Origin of the sequence: Streptomyces sp. CG 926 (assembly GCF_003148825.1) — a bacterium.
Taxonomy (GTDB): Bacteria; Actinomycetota; Actinomycetes; order Streptomycetales; family Streptomycetaceae; genus Streptomyces.
In genome coordinates this window covers 1,108,717-1,129,969 of record NZ_QGGZ01000001.1, presented here as the reverse complement: position 1 = coordinate 1,129,969, position 21,253 = coordinate 1,108,717, and the positions used below count along the sequence as shown (strand labels likewise).

Genomic DNA, 21,253 nt, shown 5'->3' with positions numbered 1-21,253 from the left:
TCACGGTCTCGTGCGAGCGGCGCGCGCAGGCGTGGCAGCCGCACGGGCCCGGGCGGTAAGCGGGGCCTTGGGCGTGGCCTCACACGCGCTCGTACGCCTGAGTCGTACGCCTGGCTCGTACGCCTGGCTCGTGCGCCTGAGTCGTACGCCTGGGCGGTACGAGGTCAGCGCGCGGCGGTTCGCCGCAGGGCCTCGACCGCGCCGCCTCCGGTGTGCAGGGCGAGCGGGGAGAACTCGGCGACGGTGTCGCCCAGGCGCTGCGGCCGGGAGTCGGAGCTCGGGCGCCTACCGCCACGGCCTTCCCCGAGCACCTGCCAGCCCCCGTGGGTGAGCGTGATGTACGCCCCGCAGCGCAGGCCGTGCAGGGTGCAGGCGTCCCGCAACCCCCACATCCACGCCCCGTCCTCCTCGGTCCACCGCTCGTCGCCCTCACGGCAGTAGAGCAGCACGGCCGTCCGTACCGGCGTCCGCCGCCGCAGGTCGTGCGGGAGGACCCGGCGCAGCCGGGACAGCAGGGCGTTGCGGTACTCCCAGCCGTCGGCCGAGGTCGACCGTTGCACGAAGGAGGCGCTCGCCACGAGTTGCTCCTCCGGGCCGAGGACGGCGATGACCGCGGTCGAGGGCACGGGGCTGTGCCGCGAGTGAAGTCCGCTGACGACCTCGCGCGGATTGCGGAGCAGTGGAATGCCCGCCGCCGTCCATTCCGCGGGTTCCAGCAGTCTGCCGTGCCGGCTGGTGCCGCCGGTGGCTGTCGCCAGGGACGTGGTCGGGGGCGGCGCGAATCCGAAGGTCACGGTCCTCCCTTCGGGTACACGCCCGCGAACGGGCACGGTGGAGTCAGGGCGCGCCGCAGCGCGGCCCAGGAGGGTGCCGAGGAGCCGAGCGGGAGCACCCCAATTCTCGCGTGGCTTCTGAGCGTGCGGCAACGAGCAATTGACGCCGCCGACCGGAATTCGCCGGTATGCCGTTCATATCCTTGCCCCGCCACGCCGAAGATGACGCATTCGGCTAGCCCTGAAGCGCCAGCACCAGCGGGAACACCTCTTTCGCGCCTGCCCGCCGCAGCAGCCGGGCGGCCACCGCGACGGTCCACCCGCTTTCCGTACGGTCGTCCACGAGCAGCACGGGGCCCGCGGACTGCGCCAGCGCGTCGGCCAGCGCCGGGGGCACGGTGAGGGCCTGGTGGAGCCCCCGTACCCGCTGCGCGCTGTTCGAGGACACCGACCCGAACTCCGAGGCCTGGTCCGTGTAGGCGAGCGCGCCGAGCAACGGCATCCGCCCGATCTCCGCGATCCGCGCGGCGAGCGAACCGATCAGCTGCGGGTGGTTGCGCGAGGGCAGGGCGACCACGCCCACCGGCCGGGCCGGCGCGTCCGGGGCGCCCGAGGCCCAGCCGCCCGGGCCCCGGGCCCAGTCGGCGAGCACCGCGACCACGGCCTGCGCCACATCGTCCGGAACCTGCTGGTCCGGAGCCTGCGGGGCCAGCATCGGGCGCAGCCGGTTGCCCCACCCGATATCGGAGAGCCGGCCCAGGGCCCGGCCCGTCGAGGCCTGCTCCCCGGCGGGGATGCGTCCCTTGAGGTCGACGCCGACGGCCGCGAGCCCGGTCGGCCACATCTTGCGCGGCTCCAGCTCCACGCCCGGTCGGCCGAGTTCACCCCGCGCGGTGTCCAGCGCGGTGCTGGAGACCTCCGCCGTGAACCGGGCTCCGGCGCAGTTGTCGCAGCGGCCGCACGGTGCCGCCTCCTCGTCGTCGAGCTGGCGGCGCAGGAACTCCATCCGGCACCCGGTGGCCGCGGCGTAGTCGCGCATGGCCTGCTGCTCCGTCGCCCGCTGGCGGGCGACCCACGCGTAGCGCTCGGCGTCGTAGGCCCAGGGCTCGCCCGTCGAGGTCCAGCCGCCCTTGACACGGTGCACGGCGCCGTCGACGTCGAGGACCTTCAGCATGGTCTCCAGCCGGGTGCGGCGCAGATCCACCAGCGGCTCCATGGCGGGTAGCGACAGCGGCCGACCGGCCTGCGCAAGGACGTCGAGCGTGCGACGCACCTGCTCCTCCGGCGGGAAGGCCACCGAGGCGAAGTACTGCCAGATCGCCTCGTCCTCCCGGCCGGGGAGCAGCAGGACCTCCGCGTGCTCCACACCACGGCCGGCGCGGCCGACCTGCTGGTAGTAGGCGATGGGGGAGGAGGGCGAGCCCAGGTGCACCACGAAGCCGAGGTCGGGCTTGTCGAAGCCCATGCCGAGGGCGGAGGTCGCCACCAGCGCCTTGACCCGGTTCGCCTGGAGGTCGTCCTCGGCCTGCTGCCGGTCCGCGTTCTCCGTCTTCCCGGTGTACGAGGACACGGTGTGCCCGCGGTGGCGCAGGTAGGTGGTGACCTCCTCGGCGGCCGCCACGGTCAACGTGTAGATGATCCCGGAGCCGGGCAGCTCACCCAGGTGGTCGGCGAGCCAGGCCAGCCGGTGCGCCGCGTCGGGCAGGGTCAGTACGGCCAGACTCAGACTCTCGCGGTCCAGCGGGCCGCGCAGCACCAGAGCGTCCGTACCGGCCCCGGTGCCGAGCTGTTCGGCGACGTCGGCGGTCACGCGGGCATTGGCCGTGGCGGTCGTGGCGAGCACCGGGACCCCCGGCGGCAGGTCGGCCAGCATGGTGCGCAGGCGGCGGTAGTCGGGGCGGAAGTCGTGACCCCAGTCGGAGATGCAGTGCGCCTCGTCGACCACGAGCAGGCCGGTGGCGGCGGAGAGCTTGGGAAGCACCTGGTCGCGGAAGTCGGGGTTGTTGAGCCGCTCCGGACTCACCAGCAGGACATCGACCTCACCCGCCGCCACCTCGGCCTGGATGCCCTCCCATTCCTCGGGGTTGGCGGAGTTGATGGTGCGGGCGCGGATGCCGGCGCGGGCCGCGGCCTCGACCTGATTGCGCATCAAGGCGAGGAGCGGCGAGACGATCACGGTGGGGCCTGCGCCGTTCGCCCGCAGCAGGGAGGTGGCGACGAAGTACACGGCGGACTTGCCCCAGCCCGTGCGCTGCACCACGAGTGCCCGCCGCTTGTGGGCCACAAGAGCCTCGATCGCCAGCCACTGGTCCTCACGCAGCCTGGCGGCGCCCGTGGGGTCGCCCACGAGACGGGCTAGTACGGAGTCGGCCGAGGACCTCAGGTCTGCGTTCATACCCCCATGCAACCTGATGCCTCCGACATCGCGCCAATGCCGCTCCGGGCCTGTGGACGGCGACGGCGGGAGCGCGGCGGGAGTTATCCACAGGGCTTTCGGGATCGGATCATGCGCGGGACCTTCGTGGCATGACGAACAACCACGAATCACGCACCCCGTCCGACCGTCCCTCCATCAGCCCGGCCGGAGCCGCCACCGGACCCCAGATCACCCTGCGCAGCCCGGCCGAACTGGCCGACGCGCTGCCCTACATGCTCGGCTTCCACCCGACGGACTCTCTCGTCATGGTCGCCGTGCACGGCGAGGGGGGACGCTTCGGCGGTCGGCTCCGCGTCGGTATCCCCAGCTCGCCCGCGGAATGGGAGGACACCGCCCGACAGGTCGCCGAATGCCTGATCCGGGGCAGCGAACGACGCGGCGGCAAGCCCGACGGCATTGTCGTCTACCTCTGCCAGGAACCGACCGGGGAGGAGAGCGGGCGGCTGGTGATGACCCGGCTGCGCCCTCTCGCCCAGCGGATCCGGCTGGCCTGCGGCGCACTGGACGTGCCCGTGCTGGAGGCCATGTGCCTGTCGGCGGGACGATTCTGGTCCTACGTGTGCCCCGACGAGCGGTGCTGCCCGGCCGAGGGCAGCAGGCTGGCCGCCGTCGGCACCTCGGTGCTGGCCGCCACGGCCACCTTCGCCGGACTCCAGGTCAGGGGCTCGCTCAAGGAGATCGAGAGCAGGTTGGCACCGTTGCGCGGTGCCGTGGCCGAGGAGGCGGAACAGGCTCTGGACCGGGCCGCCGCCGCCCTGATGCCCCGGATCCTCGACGGGGCCACCCGCGAGGAGGTCGGCGCCGAGACCATCGCCCTGGCGCGGACCCTGATGCGGCGCATGACACTGGCCCCGCCCGTCGAGGGCGGCGCCCACGCCGACGACTGGGACGACGCGCTGCTCGGCCACGACGAGGCCGCCTCGCTGATCCTCGGCCTCCAGGACCGTGAGATCCGGGACGTCGCCGCCGAATGGATGGAGAACGACGAGGCGGCCCCCGCCCTGCGGCTGTGGCGGGCCCTGGCCCGGCGCTGCGTCGGGGCCTACGGCGAGCACGCGGCCGCCCCGCTCACCCTCGCCGGCTGGGTCTCCTGGTCCACGGGCGACGAGCCGACGGCCCGCATCGCCTTCGGCCTGGCCCTGCAGGCGGACGCCGAGTACCGCTTCGCCCAACTGCTCCACCACGCCTGCAACGAAGGGATCGACCCCGAGGGGCTGCGGCAGTGCCTGAGGGAGGAGCGGCGCCGCCGGGAGCCCCGGCGGGCGCGCCCCTCCGCCCGCACCCGTCCTCCCGGCCGACGGGACCGGACGAGCCGCCGTGGCTCGCGCCGTACCGCGGGGAGCGAACAGTGAGCGCGCACCGATTCACCTCGTCCGGCGGTCCGGTGCGACTGCTCCGGTACGCCCTGGGCATGCCCCGGCGACGCGGGCTGCACCCCGGGCGCGCCCGGACGGCGCCCGCGACCGTGACCCGGGCGGGGTCGGGGGCGTTCAGCTGTGGGGTGGTGGCGGCCCGGCCGCGCCGCCGCCCAGCTGAACCGACCGGAGCGCAGACAAGGCGACACATGTCTCACCCCGCACCTCCCCGCCCACCCGGCGTGCCCGCCGCCCGCAGGTCCGAACTGCCGCCCGTGCACGACGCCGTCATCTGCGTCTCCGCGCCCTGTCTGGCCATCTCGCCGGAGCACGGCCAGCTGACCGGGCAGGGGATCGACGGGATCTACCGGTCCGGGCGCCGCCTGCTCTCCCGCTTCGTGCTGCGTGTCGGAGGCCGGGACCCGGTCGCCGTGCAGGGACACAGCCTCGCCGCCGACCGGGCCGTCTTCACCGCGACCGTCCGGACCGGCGCCGAGCCCGGCCCCGACCCCGACATCGGTGTGGAACGGGTCCGGCACGCGGACGGCACCGAGCGGATCACCCTGCGCAGTTTCACGGCCCGGCCGGTACGCCTGCCCGTGGAGGTGCTGCTCGGCACCGACCTGGCGGAGCTGGCCGCCGTGGCCGCCGGCCGGGCCGGGCCGGAGCTGCCCGCCGGGGTGCACGCTGCCGGGTTGCGCTGGAGCACCGGCGAGGCAGAGGCCGTGACCGCCGCCGAGCCACCGCCGGACGAGGCGCTGGCCTCGGCGGGGCTGCTGCGCTGGCAGCTCGACCTGGCTCCCGGCGCTTCCCGCACCATCGAGCTGCGGACCACGCAGCACCGCGCGGGTCGGGCCCCTGTCGGGCAGGTGGCGAACCCGCTGGCCGACGCCCGGGCCGAGGGGGACGATCCGAGGGCCGCGGCATGGTTCCGGACCAGCGTCGAGGATCTGGGCGCGCTGCTCCTGCGCGACCCCGAGGAGCCGGGCGACGCCTTCGCCGCTGCGGGAGCACCCTGGCGGCTCGGCCTGGCCCCTGCGGAATCGCTCTGGGCCGCCCGGATGGCGCTGCCCCTCGGGACGGGTCTCGCCGCGGCCACCCTGCGCATCCTCGCCCGCACCCAGACCGAGGATCCGGGGCCGGACCTCGGGAAGATCCCGGGCCCGATGCGCGGAGCGGGCGCGCAGCTCCCACCGGGGTGCACCGGCACCGAGGCGACCCTGGCCTTCCCCGTGGTGCTGGCCGAGGCCCGGCTCTGGGGGATGCCGGAGGACGAGGTGGCCCGGCTGCTCCCGGCCGCCGAGCGGTGCCTGCTCTGGCTGCGGGGCGCCCTGGGGGAGGACGGCTTCCTGGCCGACCCCGACCCGGGCCCGCGCCGCTGCGAGACCCAGGCCCACGCCCATCGGGCCGCCGTGCTCGGAGCCGACCTGCTCGCCGCGTGCGGGCGGCCCGGAGCCGAGGAGTTGCGGGACCGGGCCGTCGGGCTGCGGGAGCGGTTCCGGGCCGGATTCTGGATCGACGGTCCGGACGGCGGACGGCCGGCTTCGGCCCTCCACCCCGACGGAAGGCCGCTGCCACGGCTGACGGGCGCCGCCGCCCACCTGCTCGACACCGGACTGCTCGGTGGCGGCAGGACGGCTCCCGGACTCTTGGACCGGACCCGGGCCGAGCAGCTCGCCCGACTGCTCGGGGCCCCCGCCATGGACTCCGGATGGGGGCTGCGGAGCATGGCCGTCAAGGAGCCCGGATACAACCCGTTCGGGCACCGCTCGGGCGCCGTACGGGCGTACGAGAGCGCGGTGGCCGTGGCGGGCCTGGCCCAGGCCGGCTTCGAGAAGGAGGCCGCCGGCCTGCTCGGAGGACTGCTGGACGCGGCGGAGGCGTTCGGGTACCGGATGCCGGAGATGTTCGCGGCCGAGCAGCGCATCACGGGCAGCGCCCCCGTGCCGCACCCCGCGGCCTGCCGCCCGGCCGCCGTGGCCGCCGCGGCCGGGATCCACGCGCTGACCGCCCTTGCCGGGATCCGCCCCGACGCCCCCGCGGGCACGGTCGCCCTCGCACCCCTTCCCGGAGCCCCCTTGGGAGGACTGCGGCTCTCGGGGCTTCGGGTCGCGGGGGAGCCCTTCGCCGTCCGGATCAGCCGGCTGGGCCTCGGCATGGTGGAGGAGGCGGCCGATGCGCTCCAGTTGGGTGGCTGAGCACGCTCACCCCGTTCCGGCCGGGCCGTCCGCCCGATCGAAGGGCTCCCGCCTTCGGGGTACGGCCTTCAAGGTCACCAAAGCGCTGTTTATCGTCAGGCAGACGACTATGATCGCGGCATGTCGCCCTACGACCCGTCGGCCTATCCGCCCTTCGCCGTCACCGTCGACCTGGTCGTGCTCACCGTGCGGCGCCACGCGCTCTGCGCGCTGGTCGTCCGGAGAGGTGAGCAGCCGTTCCAGGGCCGCTGGGCGCTGCCCGGAGGTTTCGTCCGCGAGGACGAGGACCTGGCGGGGGCCGCCGCCAGGGAGCTCTCCGAGGAGACCGGCCTCTGCGCGCACGACCCCGCCCTGCCCGGCGCGGGCAACGGAGCGCACCTCGAGCAGCTGGCCACCTACGGCGATCCGAAGCGGGATCCGCGGATGCGTGTCGTCAGCGTGGCGCACCTGGTGCTGGCTCCGGACCTGCCTGCGCCCCGGGCCGGGGGCGATGCGAACAGCGCGCGCTGGGCTCCGGTCGACGAGGTGCTGGCCGGCACCGACGAGGACTCCACGGGGCTTGCCTTCGACCACGCCCGGATCCTCGCCGACGGTGTGGAGCGGGCCCGCTCGAAGATCGAGTACTCCTCGCTGGCCACGGCCTTCTGCCCGCCGGAGTTCACCGTCGGCGAGCTGCGCCGGGTCTACGAGGCGGTCTGGGGAGTGTCCCTCGACCCGCGCAACTTCCACCGCAAGGTCACCGGCACCCCCGGGTTCCTGGTGCCTGCCGGAGGTACGACGACCCGTCAGGGCGGACGTCCGGCCCAGCTGTTCCGGGCGGGCGGGGCCACTCTGCTCAACCCGCCGATGCTGCGTCCGGAAGTCTGACACCGCGGCGTACGAGGCGCTTTCGCCGGCTACGGGACCACCGTGCCCGATCCCGGGGCCGGACCCGCCGTCCGTAAGGGGCCCGGCGGCGGCAGTATCGGCATTCCATCGGACCGGTTGCGCCGAATATCGGACATATCGCGTTATCTTGCTTGCGGTACCCACCCTGCCGCTGAGCGGTCTCACCCCCCGCGAGAGAAGCGATGCTCCAGGCCATCGGACTCACCAGCAAGCCCCGCCCCGACGCCCCGCCCCTCGTGGACGACCTCACCTTCGAGGCCCGCCCGGGGCATGTGACCGCCCTGCTCGGCGAGCCGGGATCGGGCAAGACCACCGCCCTGCGGCTCATGCTCGAACTCGAACCGGGCCGCGGTGTCACCTACTTCCGCGGCCGCGCGCTGCACCGGATCCCGCACCCCGGCCGTGAGGTCGGAGTGCTCCTGGGCGATGTTCCCGGCAACCCCGCGCGGACCGTCCGCAATCAGCTACGGATGCTCTGTGCCGCTGCCGGGGTGCCTGCCTCCCGGGCCGACGCGATGCTGGAGGTCGTCGGCATCGCGGGACTGCGGGACCAGCGGCTCGGCTCACTCTCGCTCGGCATGGAGCGCCGGGTCGCACTGGCCTCGGCCCTGCTCGCCGATCCGTGCACCCTGCTGCTCGACGAGCCGGGCGCCGGACTCTCCCCACGCGAACGCGCCTGGCTGCACGGCCTGCTGCGCGGCCACGCCTCCCTCGGCGGCGCGGTGCTCTTCACCACCGACGACGCCAAGGAGGCCGCCCGTAGCGCCGACCGTGTCGTCAGCATCGAGGCGGGCCGGCTCGTCGCCGACCAGGACGCGGCCGAGTTCGCCCGGACCCGGCTGCGGCCGAGGGTCGCCGTGCGCACCCCGCACGCGGCCCGGCTGGCCGATGTGCTGGGCCGCGAGGCCCGAGCCGCCCGGCGTGCGGTGGAGATCGTCGCGGAGAGCGGCAGCCGCCTGTCCGTGTACGGGAGCAACTGCGCCGAGGTGGGCGAGGCGGCGTTCCGGCACGGCGTGCTGGTCCACCAGCTCGCCGACGAGACGGGCGACGCCGGTGCGTCGGCGGTGCCGGTCCCGGCCGCGCGCACCGCTGCCGGAACCCCGCAGGAGCCCGGTGCGGCCCGCACGGAGGCCGCCGCCGAGACGTCCGGCGAGCACCCCCGGCAGATCCGCTCCGGGCGCCCGGCCTCGGCCGTGCGCCGCGTGGGCGGCCCGCTGCGGCCCCTGCGCTACGAGTTGCTCCGGGTCTTCGGGACCGCCACCCCCGTTCTCACCGCCGCCCTGGTCGTCGTCGCCTCCGTTCTCACCGCCCTGGTCCTGGCCCGGGCCGGGCATACCCCGCAGAACCGGCTGCTCGCCGCCTGGCCGGAACTGTTGCCGCTGCCGCCCGCCGCACTGGGCGCGGGACTGCTCGGCGCGCTGGCCTTCGGCGAGGAGTACCGCTACCCCGCGCTCGCCGCCGACCGGGGCACCGTGCCCCGCCGGATGGGACTTCTCAGCGCCAAGCTCGGCATCTGCGCGGCCCTCGCCCTGCTGCTGGGCGCCCTGACGGTGGCCGCCGACGCAGCCGCCCTCGCGCTGGTCTTCGACAGCGGCCCGCTGCGCACGCCGGTGGAGTGGCTGTCACCGGCCGTGAGTTGGGCCGGGCTGCTCATCGGCTGCGCCTGGGCCGGTGTGCTGGCCTCCGGCGTCTTCCGGTCCGCCACGGCGGGACTGGCCGCGGTGCTCGCCGTACCGGTGATGGTGGTTCCGCTGGTGCGCAAGGCGCTGGAGGGCTCGTCCGCGTACCCGTCGACCGGACTCGCGGCCCGGCTGCGCGGCCTGACCTGGGGGCAGTGGCCGCCGGAGGTCGACCGCCTGCTGGTGGGGGCCCTGCGGGTGATGGCCCAACCCGTCGGGACCGCCCTGGTGTTGTCGCTGATGGTCCTGTTGTGCGCCTATGGGTTCACCGGACTGCGCAGCCGGGTCCGTTGGTGATCGTTCCGGTTCGGGAGAAGTCGCGGGGAGGACCATTGCGGTCCGTGTCACGTCAAGCGGACCGCAACTCCCCGCAAAAGGCCCGATTCTTTACGATAAGTCGTCAATTGCGTAGGTGGCACCGATCACCCTTTCGTGTGCTTTTCACCAAAGACCTCAAGGGTGATGGAGGCACGGCCGACAAAGGATTCGTGAGTACCCTTGCGCACACCATGATGACCGCCGCCCGCCATGCCGACTCCGGCCTCGCCGGCCCGGGCGAACTCGACCGCTACCCCTACGGGGAGACCCCCGGGTCCGACCGCGTCGGAGCACCCCACTGGGACGGTGCCGACGTCGAGTTGAGCCGCGTGGGCCGCCGAGCGGCAGGCAGCCGCGGACGCGGACTGCACGGCCAACTCGTCCAGCAGCTCGGCCAGATGATCGTTTCCGGTGACCTCGGCGCGGACCGTCCGCTCGTCCCCGAGGAGATCGGCCAGCGTTTCGAGGTCTCCCGCACGGTGGTCCGCGAATCGCTGCGGGTCCTGGAGGCCAAGGGCCTCGTCAGCGCCCGCCCCAACGTCGGCACCCGGGTCCGTCCCGTCGCCGACTGGAACCTGCTCGACCCCGACATCATCGAATGGCGCGCCTTCGGCCCGCAGCGCGACGACCAGCGCCGTGAGCTCGGTGAGCTCCGCTGGACCATCGAGCCGCTCGCCGCCCGTCTCGCCGCCGGCCACGGCCGCCCGGACATCCAGCAGCGCCTCGCGGACATGGTCGAGATCATGGGCCACGCCCTCGGCCAGGGCGACGCGATCACCTTCGCCCGCGCCGACCACGAGTTCCACGCGCTCCTCATCCAGGTCGCCGGAAACCGCATGCTGGAGCACCTCTCCGGCATCGTTTCCGCCGCCCTCCAGGTCTCCGGCAGCCCGATCACCGCCTGCGACCGCCCGAGCGAGACCTGCGTCGCGCACCACGCGCGGATGGTCGAGGCCCTGGCCGCGGGTGACGCGACGGGTGCCGAGAACGCCATGCGCCAGCTCCTGACGGTTCATCCGGAGGTCGAGCGCGTGGTTCCCGCCCCGCGCGAGCACTGAGGGGCGGACGCGCGGGGGCGCGGGGGTACAGAACATGTCGCCGGGCCCGGTCGGGTCCGGCGACACCGGCGTGAGGCCCCGTTTCGTGGCGGTTCGCTATCCCCGACACGCCGGGTTCGACCACAGGAGCGGCACTCCTGTGCACGGGGTGTGACTCGGGCCACGAAGATTGGGCGTAACGCTCTGCGAGGTCACGCGATGACGTAAGAGGTGATGGCCGACGGAGGGAAGACAGCAGCCCTTGGGGGTGCTGTGCAGCTCCCCGGCCCCTGCCCGCGCCGCCGGCCCATCCCCGGTCGGTGGTCGTCGGCTCCGGTCCAGCACCACCAGGCCCGGGGTCGGAAGCCGTTCCCATCGTTCCGAGAGGTTGTTCGTGTCGGCCAGCACATCCCGTACGCTCCCGCCGGAGATCGCCGATTCCGAGTCTGTGATGGCGCTCATCGAGCGGGGCAAGGCCGAGGGGCAGATCGCCGGCGATGACGTGCGTCGGGCCTTCGAGGCTGACCAGATTCCTGCGACCCAGTGGAAGAATGTTCTGCGCAGCCTCAACCAGATCCTCGAGGAAGAGGGTGTGACGCTGATGGTCAGTGCCGCGGAGTCGCCCAAGCGCGCCCCCCGCAAGAGCGTCGCAGCCAAGAGCCCCGCCAAGCGGACGGCCACCGAGGCCGTCAAGAAGACGGCGGCCAGGACGACGGCGGCGCAGCCCGCGACCACCGCGGCCCCGGCAGCCGGGGCGGCGGATCCGGAGACCGTGGACGCGCTCGCGGGAGAGCCCGGAACGGAGCCCGCCGCCAAGAAGACGGCGGCGAAGAAGACGGCGGCCAAGAAAGCCGCGCCGGCCAAGAAGACCGCCGCCAAGAAGACGGCGGCGAAGAAGACCGCCGCCAAGAAGGACGCGGACGAGGCGGGCGAGGACGAGACCCCTGACGAAGGTCCCGACGCCGCCAAGGCCGAGTCCGAGGAAGAGGAGGAGGGCGGGGAGAACAAGGGCTTCGTCATCTCCGACGACGAGGACGACGCCCCCGCCCAGCAGGTCGTGGTCGCCGGAGCCACCGCCGACCCGGTCAAGGACTACCTCAAGCAGATCGGCAAGGTCCCCCTCCTCAACGCCGAGCAGGAGGTGGAGCTCGCCAAGCGCATCGAGGCGGGTCTGTTCGCCGAGGACAAGCTGGCGAACTCCGACAAGCTGGCGCCCAAGCTCAAGCGCGAGCTGGAGATCATCGCCGAGGACGGCCGCCGCGCCAAGAACCACCTGCTGGAGGCCAACCTCCGCCTCGTGGTCTCCCTCGCCAAGCGCTACACCGGCCGCGGCATGCTCTTCCTGGACCTGATCCAGGAAGGCAACCTGGGTCTGATCCGCGCGGTCGAGAAGTTCGACTACACCAAGGGCTACAAGTTCTCGACCTACGCGACGTGGTGGATCCGCCAGGCGATCACGCGCGCCATGGCCGACCAGGCACGCACCATCCGCATCCCGGTGCACATGGTCGAGGTCATCAACAAGCTCGCCCGCGTCCAGCGCCAGATGCTCCAGGACCTGGGCCGCGAGCCCACCCCGGAGGAACTGGCCAAGGAACTCGACATGACCCCCGAGAAGGTCATCGAGGTCCAGAAGTACGGCCGCGAGCCGATCTCCCTCCACACGCCGCTGGGCGAGGACGGCGACAGCGAGTTCGGTGACCTCATCGAGGACTCCGAGGCGGTCGTCCCGGCGGATGCCGTGAGCTTCACGCTGCTGCAGGAGCAGCTGCACTCGGTGCTCGACACCCTGAGTGAGCGCGAGGCCGGTGTGGTCTCGATGCGCTTCGGCCTCACGGACGGCCAGCCCAAGACCCTGGACGAGATCGGCAAGGTCTACGGGGTCACGCGTGAGCGGATCCGCCAGATCGAGTCGAAGACGATGTCGAAGCTCCGGCACCCGTCCCGCTCCCAGGTGCTGCGCGACTACCTGGACTGACCGGTGGTTCTCGGCGGCGCCGGCCGCCGCCGAGAACCGAGGGTGACGACAGGGCGACGGTGGCCGCGCGGGTGCGCTCGGCCACCGGGCGACCCACTCTGGGTGGAGTCATGCACACTCGGAGTCAGGAGGCCTCATGCGTCGTCCCTTTGCCCGTGCTCTGGCGGGAGCGCTGACCCTGGCGGCGGGAGCGGCCGCGGCGCCGTTCGCCCAGGTGCCGCAGGCGGCCGCGGACAGCGTGGTGATCGGCGGGAAGCCGGTGAAGGTGGCCGACAGCCCCTGGGTCGTCGCCCTCGCCAGCCGTGACCGGTTCGGGGGTACGAGGGGCGGGCAGTTCTGCGGGGGCGTGATCGTCTCCCCGACCAGGGTGGTCACGGCCGCACACTGCCTCGGCAGCCAGGTGCTGGGCGGCCCGGTCGAGTCCGTGGCCGACTTCCGGGTGATCGCCGGGCGTACGGAGCTCCGGGCGGCCGATGGCCGGGAGATCGCGGTGCGCGGGGCAAGGGTGAACCCGGCCTACGACCCGGCGAGCAACGCCGGGGACCTCGCCGTTCTGGAGCTGGCCGAGCCGGTACCGGCCGACCACGTGCTGCCCATGGCCGGGGCGGGGCATCCCGCCTACACCGCCGGGACGGACGCCACGGTGTACGGCTGGGGCGACACGAGCGGCTTCGGTGACTACGCGTACGGGCTTCGTGCCGCCGGGGTGACGGTGCTGGCGGACGAGATCTGCGGGCGCGCCTACCCCGGGGACGCGGACGGGCAGTACCGCGCGGAATCCATGGTGTGCGCGGGGGACAGCGGCGGCGGCAAGGACGCCTGCCAGGGCGACAGCGGCGGGCCGCTGGTGGCGCGGGGGCGGCTCATCGGGTTGGTCTCGTGGGGCCGGGGGTGCGGTCGCGCCGACAGCCCCGGGGTCTACACGCGTATCGCACCGTTGGTCGACTTCGTACTGGCCCCGGAGACGGGCGCACAGCCCGGGAAGGTCCGGGACATCCGGTGGGACGCCCGCGGGGCCTCCGGCGCGTACGCAGGGCCCGTACAGGGGCATCGCACGCCTTAGCCGCAGGCTCGCCGACGTGAGGACGGGCGGCACCCCTGGGTCTCAGGGGTGCCGCCCGTCGACCGGCCTGGCCGGTCCTGGCTCGTCGGATGCGAGGTGCAGGCCTGTGTCAGCGGTCCTCGGGTTCGGCATTGGCAGCCGGAGCGGACGTGAGCCGCTCGGTCTCATCCTGTATTTCCGCGGCGATCTTCTTGAGTTCCGGCTCGAACTTGCGCCCGTGGTGGGCGCAGAAGAGCAGTTCACCGCCGCTCAGCAGGACGACGCGCAGATATGCCTGGGCGCCGCAACGGTCGCATCGGTCAGCGGCCGTCAGCGGGGTCGCGGGTGTCAGAACAGTAGTCACGTCGCCTCTTCTCTAGCTCGACGAGCTGTCGTACCAGGGTCAACATCCAACCAGGCCGAAAACGTTCCCGCTCGCGGCTTTTCCTCGAAACTTCCTTCCGAAGCTGGCCGGCTGCTGCCGGTTGGCGGCGAAGGAGCCGTATTGCGTTGCTTTACGGTTTCGCGTTGTCACTCGTGCGCTTGTTGCAGTTCCATCCTCCCCGGCGAGAGTGCCAGGTTGTTCATGAGGACGTGCCCGAACACTAAATGGTTCATGCGCGGAAGGGAACGTGATGTTTCCTTCACCCGCGCGGGGGATCGAACATCCGTACGGATCTGGACTAGGCTGAAGAATGCGCGAGGGTGGCGTTGCATCGGCTCTACCTGGCCTCGGTACCCTTCGAGCGGCACCCGAGCCACCCCTGCGCCCGACCGGGCCAGAAAAGAAATTCAGCGAGGAGCGAACTGCGTGACCGCCGACACGTCCGTGCCTTCCAGCGCGCTGCTGTCCGGAGCAGACCGGGACGGTTCCAACTACACCGCGCGGCACCTGCTCGTCCTCGAAGGGCTGGAGGCCGTCCGCAAGCGCCCCGGCATGTATATCGGCTCCACCGACAGCCGGGGCCTCATGCACTGCCTGTGGGAGATCATCGACAACTCCGTCGACGAGGCCCTGGGCGGCTACTGCGACCACATCGAGGTGATCCTCCACGAGGACGCCTCCGTCGAGGTCCGGGACAACGGCCGCGGCATCCCCGTGGACGTCGAGCCCAAGACCGGCCTGTCCGGCGTCGAGGTCGTCATGACCAAGCTGCACGCCGGCGGCAAGTTCGGCGGTGGCTCGTACGCGGCCTCCGGCGGCCTGCACGGCGTCGGCGCCTCCGTGGTCAACGCCCTCTCCGCCCGCCTCGACGTCGAGGTCGACCGCAACAGCGCGACCCACGCCATCAGCTTCCGCCGCGGCGTGCCGGGAATGTTCACCGAGCAGGGCCCCGAGAGCCCCTTCGACCCGTCCAACGGCCTCCGCAAGGCCAAGCGGGTCGCCAAGGGGAAGACCGGCACCCGGATCCGCTACTGGGCCGACCGCCAGATCTTCCTCAAGGACGCCCGGCTCAACCTGGAGACGCTCTACCAGCGCGCCCGCCAGACCGCCTTCCTGGTCCCGGGCCTCACCCTGGTCGTTCGCGACGAGCGCGGCATCGACGGGGCCGGCAAGACCGAGGAGACCTTCCGCTTCGACGGCGGCATCAGCGAATTCTGCGAGTACCTCGCCCAGGACAAGGCCGTCTGCGACATCCTGCGCCTGACCGGCACCGGCACCTTCAAGGAGACCGTCCCGGTCCTCGACGACCGCGGCCACATGACCCCCACCGAGGTCACCCGCGAGCTCGGCGTGGACATCGCCCTGCGCTGGGGCACGGGGTACGAGACCAACGTCAAGTCCTTCGTGAACATCATCGCCACCCCCAAGGGCGGCACCCACGTCTCCGGCTTCGAACGCTCGGTAGCCAAGACCGTGAACGAGGTGCTGCGCTCGGCCAAGCTGCTGCGCGTCGCCGAGGACGACGTGGTCAAGGACGACGCGATGGAGGGCATGACGGCGGTCGTCACCGTCCGCCTCGCCGAGCCGCAGTTCGAGGGTCAGACCAAGGAGGTGCTCGGCACCTCCGCGGCCACCCGGATCGTCGCCGCCGTGGTCGCCAAGGAGCTCAAGGCCTTCCTGACCTCCACCAAGCGCGACGACAAGCAGCAGGCCCGCGCCGTGATGGAGAAGATCGTCGCGGCCGCCAGGACCCGGATCGCGGCCCGTCAGCACAAGGAGGCGCAGCGTCGTAAGACCGCGCTGGAGACCTCCTCGCTCCCCGCGAAGCTGGCCGACTGCCGCAGCGACGACGTGGACCGCAGCGAGCTCTTCATCGTCGAGGGCGACTCCGCCCTCGGTACCGCGAAGCTCGCCCGGAACTCGGAGTTCCAGGCGCTCCTGCCGATCCGCGGCAAGATCCTCAACGTCCAGAAGTCCTCGATCTCGGACATGCTCAAGAACGCCGAGTGCGGGGCGATCATCCAGGTCATAGGAGCCGGCTCGGGCCGGACCTTCGACATCGACGCCGCCCGGTACGGCAAGATCGTGCTGCTCGTCGACGCCGACGTCGACGGCGCGCACATCCGCTGCCTGCTGCTCACGCTCTTCCAGCGGTACATGCGGCCGATGGTCGAGGCCGGCCGGGTCTTCGCGGCCGTGCCCCCGCTGCACCGGATCGAGCTGGTCCAGCCGAAGAAGGGCCAGGACAAGTACGTCTACACGTACTCGGACAACGAGCTGCGCCAGACACTGCTGGAGTACCAGCGCAAGAACATCCGGTACAAGGACTCGATCCAGCGCTACAAGGGCCTCGGCGAGATGGACGCGGACCAGCTGGCGGAGACCACCATGGACCCCCGCCACCGAACCCTGCGCCGGATCAACATCGGCGACCTGGACTCGGCCGAGCAGGTCTTCGACCTGCTCATGGGCAACGAGGTGGCCCCCCGGAAGGAGTTCATCACGAGCTCCGCGGCCACCCTGGACCGCTCGCGCATCGACGCCTGATCGGGTGCCGCCGGAGTCCGGCGGCACCCGACACCCAAGGCGCCACGGCATACCGGCGCTCTTCGCTCCATCACCTGTTGGAGTGAAGTGCGTCGGTACACCAGTCCGGAAAGCGCCTATTCCGCACATCCTTGTGGGCACGCGGCCAATGCGGCGGCGGACAAGGAGTGTTCGGTGGACAAGCACGAAGGTCGTGATACCGGAACGATCCGGCTGGACGACCCCTGGTACGACGCGCTGGCCGTCGGGTGGGGCGAGGGTGAGGAAACGTCCCGGCCGACCCCGGTCGCCGGTGGTGGACGCCCGGCGCCCGACGCATCCGACATCTACCTCGAAGTGCAGCGCAGTGCCGCCTTCCAGGAGGTGCGCACCCGCTACCGCAGGTTCGTCGTCCCCGCCACCGCCGGGTTCTTCCTCTGGTACGTCGCCTATGTGGTCGCCGCCACCGCCGCGCCCGGCCTCATGGGCCGGCCCGTGGTGGGCGCGGTCAACGTGGCCATGCTGGCGGGGCTCGGCCAGTTCCTCAGCACCTTCCTGCTGACCTGGGCGTACGCCCGGCACGCGCGGCTGCGGCGGGACCGGGCGGCGCTCGATCTGCGCTGGACCGTCTTCGAGCAGGAACGCGGCCAGGACCGGACCCGGACGAGGAGGGCGGGCCGGTGACCACCGAGCACCAGACCCTCGCGCTGATCCTGTTCAGCGTCTTCATCGCCGTCACCCTCGGCATCACCACCTGGGTCAGCCGGAACCGGCACGGGTCGGCCGAGGAGTTCTATGCCGGCGGGCGACTGTTCTCCCCGATGGAGAACGGTTTCGCCATCGCGGGTGACTACATGTCCGCCGCCTCCTTCCTCGGAATCTCCGGCCTGATCGCCCTCTTCGGCTACGACGGCCTGCTGTACTCGGTGGGCTTCCTCGTCGCCTGGCTGGTGGTGCTGTTCCTCGTCGCCGAACTGGTCCGCAACTGCGGGCGCTTCACCCTGGCCGACGTGGTCGCCGCCCGGATGAGCGAGCGTCCGGTACGGATCGCGGCCGGTACCTCCTCGGTCGTCGTCTCCGTCCTCTACCTCATCGCGCAGATGGTCGGCGCGGGCAGTCTGGTCGGCCTGCTGCTGGGGAATTCGGGCACCGTCGCCCGGACCCTCGCCGTGGTGGGGGTGGGCGCGCTGATGGTCGTCTACGTGTCCTTCGGCGGGATGCGGGCCACCACCTGGATCCAGATCGTGAAGGCCGTGCTGCTGATGGGCGGCGCGATCACCCTGACCGTGCTCGTGCTGCTGCGCTTCCACGGGAACTTCGACCAGTTGCTCACCAGCGCCGCCGACCGGAGCGGGCACGGCCGGGCGTTCCTGAGCCCCGGCCTCAAGTACGGCGGGGACTGGACCTCCCGCATCGACTTCATGAGCCTCGGTCTCGCGCTGGTCCTCGGGACCGCCGGGCTGCCGCACATCCTGTCGCGGTTCTACACCGTGCCCACCGCCCGGTCGGCCCGTCGCTCGGTGGTGTGGGCGATCGGGCTGATCGGTGGCTTCTACCTGATGACCATCGTCCTCGGCTTCGGGGCGGCCGCGCTGGTGGGACCGGACGAGGTGCGGGCGTCCAACGCCTCCGGGAACACGGCCGTTCCGCTGTTGGCGGCCTTCCTCGGTGGAGGCGCCGGTACCACCGGGGGCGCGGTGCTGTTCGCCTTCGTCGCCGCGATCGCCTTCGCCACCATCCTGGCGGTGGTGGCCGGCATCACCCTGGCCTCCTCGGCCTCCGTGGCGCACGACCTGTACGCCTCCCTCAAGCGCCGGCACGCCCGACAGCGCAGCGAGGTCGCGGTGGCCCGGGTCGCGGCCGTCGGCATCGGGGCGGTCGCGATCGCCCTCGGCCTGCTCGCCCAGGATCTCAACGTGGCGTTCCTCGTGGGTCTGGCCTTCGCGGTGGCGGCCTCGGCCAATCTGCCGGTGCTGCTGTACTCGCTCTTCTGGCGCGGCTTCACCACGCGCGGAGCCGTCTGGTCGGTGTACGGCGGTCTGATTCCGGCGGTGCTGCTGGTGCTGATCTCGCCGGTGGTGTCGGGCAGCCCCGAATCCCTGTTCCCCGGGGTGGACTTCCAGTACTTCCCGCTCCAGAACCCGGGGATCGTCTCGATCCCCCTGGGATTCCTGGCGGGCTGGCTGGGCACCGTCACCTCGGGCGAGGAGGCGGACGAGGCGAGGCACGCGGAGACGGAGGTCCGCGCGCTGACCGGGGCCGGAGCGGTCTGAGTGGTCCGAGCGGCCGGGCGTCCGGCTCCCGTCAGGCCGGTCCCTCCGACGGGAGCCAGGTGTAGCGGTGTTCGGGGCGGCCGGTCTCGCCGTAGCGCAGGGCGAGGCTGACCCGGGCGGTGCGTTCGAGGAGTTTGACGTAGCGCTGGGCGGTCTGCCGGCTGATGCCCGCGCGGTCGGCGATCTGCTGGGTGGACAAGGGGCCTTCGGCGGACCGCAGCACCTGGCGGACGAGTTCCGCGGTGCTGGCGGAGTGGCCCTTGGGGAGCTCGTTCGGGGATCCCGCGGCGGCGAGGGCGCCGAAGATCCGGTCCACCTCGGCCTGTTCGGCCTCGCCACCCGTGTCCAGGGTGCGGCGCAGGGCCCCGTACGCCTCCAGGCGGCTGCGCAGTCCGGCAAAGGTGAAGGGTTTGACCAGGTACTGCAGGGCGCCGAGGCGCATGGCGGCCTGCACGGTGGCGAGATCGCGGGCGGCGGTGACCATGATCACATCGGTGCGGTGGCCGAGCTGGCGCAGGCGCCGGACCAGGTCCAGGCCGTTCTCGTCGGGGAGGTAGTGGTCCAGGAGGACGAGGTCCACCGGATGCGAGGCGAGGAACTCCAGGGCCTCCGCGGCCGAATGGGCCTGCGCCTTCACCAGGAAACCGGGAACCTTCGCCACATACGCCGCGTTGATCAGGGCAACACGCACGTCGTCGTCGACGACCAATACGTGGATCGGGGTCTCGTTCACCGCAGGGCCTCCGGGAGTACGACGGAGAATTCCGCCCCTCCGTCCGCTGCTTCACCGGCCCGGGCGCTGCCGCCCTGCCGCTCCGCGAGGCGGCGTACGAGGGCGAGGCCCAGCCCGCGCTCGCGGTGGGCCTTGGGCTGCTTGGTGGACCAGCCCTCCGTGAAGATCTCCTCGCGGCGTGCGGCGGGTACCCCGGGGCCGCTGTCGCGCACCCGCAGCACGGCGGTACGGCCCTCCGCGCGCAGCTCCACCTCGACCAGGGGCGTCGCGGAACCGGCGGCCGCGTCCAAGGCGTTGTCCACGAGATTGCCGAGGATCGTGACGAGGCCGCCAGGGTCCACCAGGCGGTCGGGGAGGAGGCTGGTGCCGGCCAGACGCAGCGGGACGCCGCGTTCGGCGGCGACGGTCGCCTTGCCCACCAGAAGGGCCGCCAGCAGCGGGTCGTGGACCTTCTCGGTGACCTGTTCGGCCGTCGTGCGGTGCACGCCGGCGACCTCGGTGACGAACTCCACCGCCTCCTCGTGCAGGCCCAGCTCCAGCAGGCCGAGGAGGGTGTGGAGGCGGTTGGCGTGCTCGTGGTCCTGGGCGCGCAGGGCATCGATCAGGCCCCGGGTGGAGTCGAGCTCGCGGCCCAGATGCTCCAGCTCGGTCCGGTCGCGCAGGGTGGCGACGGCGCCGCCGTCCTCGGTGGGCATCCGGTTGGCCACCAGCACGCGGGGGCCCTGGACGGTGAGCAGGTCCCGCCCGGTGACGCGGCCCGACAGGACATCGGCGGTGCGGCCCGCGCCCAGTAGGTCCTCCAGCGGGCGCCCCGCGCAGTCGTCGGCGGCGTCCGGGGCGAGGCCCAGCAGGCGGGCGGCCTCGTCGTTGACCAGCCGGACCCTGCCGTCGGGGGCCAGGGCGATCACGCCCTCGCGGATGGAGTGCAGCATGGCCTCCCGCTCGGCGAGCAGGCCGGCGATGTCGGAGAAGGCCAGATCGCGGGTCTGCCGCTGGATCCGGCGGGAGAGCAGATAGGCGGCGAGGGCGCCGGCCGCCAGGGCGCCGCCCGCGTAGGCGAGCAGACCGGGGATCGCGCCGAGCAGCCGGTCGCGGACGCTGTCGTAGGCGATGCCGACCGAGACGGCGCCGACGATCTCGCCGTCGGCCGCGAGGAGCGGGACCTTGCCGCGGGCGGAGCGGCCCAGGGTGCCCTCGTCGATCTCCATGACCTCGCGTCCCGCCAGGGCGTCGCTCGGGTCGGTGGAGACGGGCAGCCCGATCCGTTCGGCACTCGGGTGCGAGCGGCGGATGCCGTCCAGGTCGAGCACGACCACGTACTCCGCTCCGGTGGCCCGGCGGATCCGCTCGGCCGAGGACTGCACGGGGCTGTCGGCCGAGGGCCCGGAGGACAGGACCCCGGCGGCCAGCGCGGGATCGGCCGCGGCGCTCTGCGCGATGGCCAGGGCGCGCCGCATGGCCTGGTCGTCGAGCTGGGCACCGAGCGGCGCCAGGAACAGTCCGGTCGCCAGTACGGCGACCCCGGCGGCGATGGCCAGCTGGGTCAGCAGGATCTGGGAGACGGCCCGTCTGGGCAGCCCGAGGCGCCGAGCGCTCAAGAGGGGGAACCGCATGGGCAGCAACGGTAGGTC

The 21,253-nt window shown here is 72.6% G+C and carries 15 protein-coding genes; 10 read left to right on the top strand and 5 right to left on the bottom strand.

The window, feature by feature from the left end:
- Positions 1–164: 164 nt before the first annotated feature.
- Positions 165–794: a hypothetical protein gene (locus BCL76_RS04585; protein ID WP_030713307.1), complete on the bottom strand. Its 630-nt coding sequence runs from the start codon at positions 792–794 to the stop codon at positions 165–167.
- A 214-nt stretch (positions 795–1,008) separates the two neighbouring features.
- Positions 1,009–3,168, bottom strand: coding sequence for a RecQ family ATP-dependent DNA helicase (locus BCL76_RS04580; protein ID WP_109778188.1), 2,160 nt, complete (start codon positions 3,166–3,168; stop codon positions 1,009–1,011).
- 131 nt (positions 3,169–3,299) lie between these two features.
- Here BCL76_RS04580 and BCL76_RS04575 point away from each other — a divergent pair, with 131 nt between their 5' ends.
- The 7 genes from BCL76_RS04575 (at position 3,300) to BCL76_RS04545 (ending at position 13,726) form a co-directional block, all read left to right on the top strand.
- Positions 3,300–4,562 carry a DUF4192 domain-containing protein gene (locus BCL76_RS04575; protein WP_109778187.1) on the top strand — a complete coding sequence of 421 codons (1,263 nt, stop codon included), beginning with the start codon at positions 3,300–3,302 and terminating at the stop codon, positions 4,560–4,562.
- 212 nt (positions 4,563–4,774) lie between these two features.
- Positions 4,775–6,763, top strand: coding sequence for a glycogen debranching N-terminal domain-containing protein (locus tag BCL76_RS04570; RefSeq protein WP_109778186.1), 1,989 nt, complete (start codon positions 4,775–4,777; stop codon positions 6,761–6,763).
- Between the two features lie 120 nt (positions 6,764–6,883).
- Positions 6,884–7,630, top strand: coding sequence for an NUDIX hydrolase (locus BCL76_RS04565; RefSeq protein ID WP_109778185.1), 747 nt, complete (start codon positions 6,884–6,886; stop codon positions 7,628–7,630).
- A gap of 203 nt (positions 7,631–7,833) precedes the next feature.
- Positions 7,834–9,627 (top strand): ATP-binding cassette domain-containing protein, encoded by a 1,794-nt coding sequence (locus tag BCL76_RS04560; protein ID WP_109778184.1) that lies wholly within the window; start codon positions 7,834–7,836, stop codon positions 9,625–9,627.
- 191 nt (positions 9,628–9,818) lie between these two features.
- Complete coding sequence (locus tag BCL76_RS04555; protein WP_109778183.1) at positions 9,819–10,706, top strand: FadR/GntR family transcriptional regulator; 888 nt, start codon at positions 9,819–9,821, stop codon at positions 10,704–10,706.
- Between the two features lie 373 nt (positions 10,707–11,079).
- The gene (locus tag BCL76_RS04550) at positions 11,080–12,663 is read left to right on the top strand and encodes an RNA polymerase sigma factor (protein ID WP_258309296.1); all 1,584 of its coding nucleotides are present in this window, start codon (positions 11,080–11,082) and stop codon (positions 12,661–12,663) included.
- A gap of 136 nt (positions 12,664–12,799) precedes the next feature.
- Positions 12,800–13,726, top strand: a complete 927-nt coding sequence (locus tag BCL76_RS04545) for a serine protease (RefSeq protein WP_109778181.1) — start codon at positions 12,800–12,802, stop codon at positions 13,724–13,726.
- 109 nt (positions 13,727–13,835) lie between these two features.
- Here the strand turns inward: BCL76_RS04545 and BCL76_RS04540 are convergent, their stop codons facing one another.
- Positions 13,836–14,069: a DUF7455 domain-containing protein gene (locus BCL76_RS04540; RefSeq protein WP_030016583.1), complete on the bottom strand. Its 234-nt coding sequence runs from the start codon at positions 14,067–14,069 to the stop codon at positions 13,836–13,838.
- Positions 14,070–14,516: 447 nt separating this feature from the next.
- On the opposite strand from BCL76_RS04540, the gene BCL76_RS04535 reads away from it, so the two are divergent.
- From BCL76_RS04535 to BCL76_RS04525, 3 genes are all read left to right on the top strand, one after another.
- Positions 14,517–16,637: a DNA gyrase/topoisomerase IV subunit B gene (locus BCL76_RS04535; RefSeq protein ID WP_030765985.1), complete on the top strand. Its 2,121-nt coding sequence runs from the start codon at positions 14,517–14,519 to the stop codon at positions 16,635–16,637.
- A 174-nt stretch (positions 16,638–16,811) separates the two neighbouring features.
- Entirely contained in the window at positions 16,812–17,300 is a 489-nt protein-coding gene (locus BCL76_RS04530) for a DUF485 domain-containing protein (RefSeq protein ID WP_109778180.1), read from the top strand.
- On the top strand, positions 17,297–18,889 hold the full coding sequence (locus BCL76_RS04525) for a solute symporter family protein (protein ID WP_109778179.1): 1,593 nt from the start codon (positions 17,297–17,299) through the stop codon (positions 18,887–18,889). The genes BCL76_RS04530 and BCL76_RS04525 overlap by 4 nt, the downstream gene beginning before the upstream one ends.
- A 31-nt stretch (positions 18,890–18,920) precedes the next feature.
- On the opposite strand, the gene BCL76_RS04520 is transcribed toward BCL76_RS04525, so the two are convergent.
- Both BCL76_RS04520 and BCL76_RS04515 read right to left on the bottom strand, forming a co-directional pair.
- Positions 18,921–19,622, bottom strand: a complete 702-nt coding sequence (locus BCL76_RS04520; protein ID WP_030765974.1) for a response regulator — start codon at positions 19,620–19,622, stop codon at positions 18,921–18,923.
- A complete protein-coding gene (locus BCL76_RS04515; RefSeq protein ID WP_109778178.1) occupies positions 19,619–21,235 on the bottom strand; it encodes a sensor histidine kinase in 1,617 nt (538 codons plus the stop codon). The genes BCL76_RS04520 and BCL76_RS04515 overlap by 4 nt, the downstream gene beginning before the upstream one ends.
- Positions 21,236–21,253: the final 18 nt, after the last annotated feature.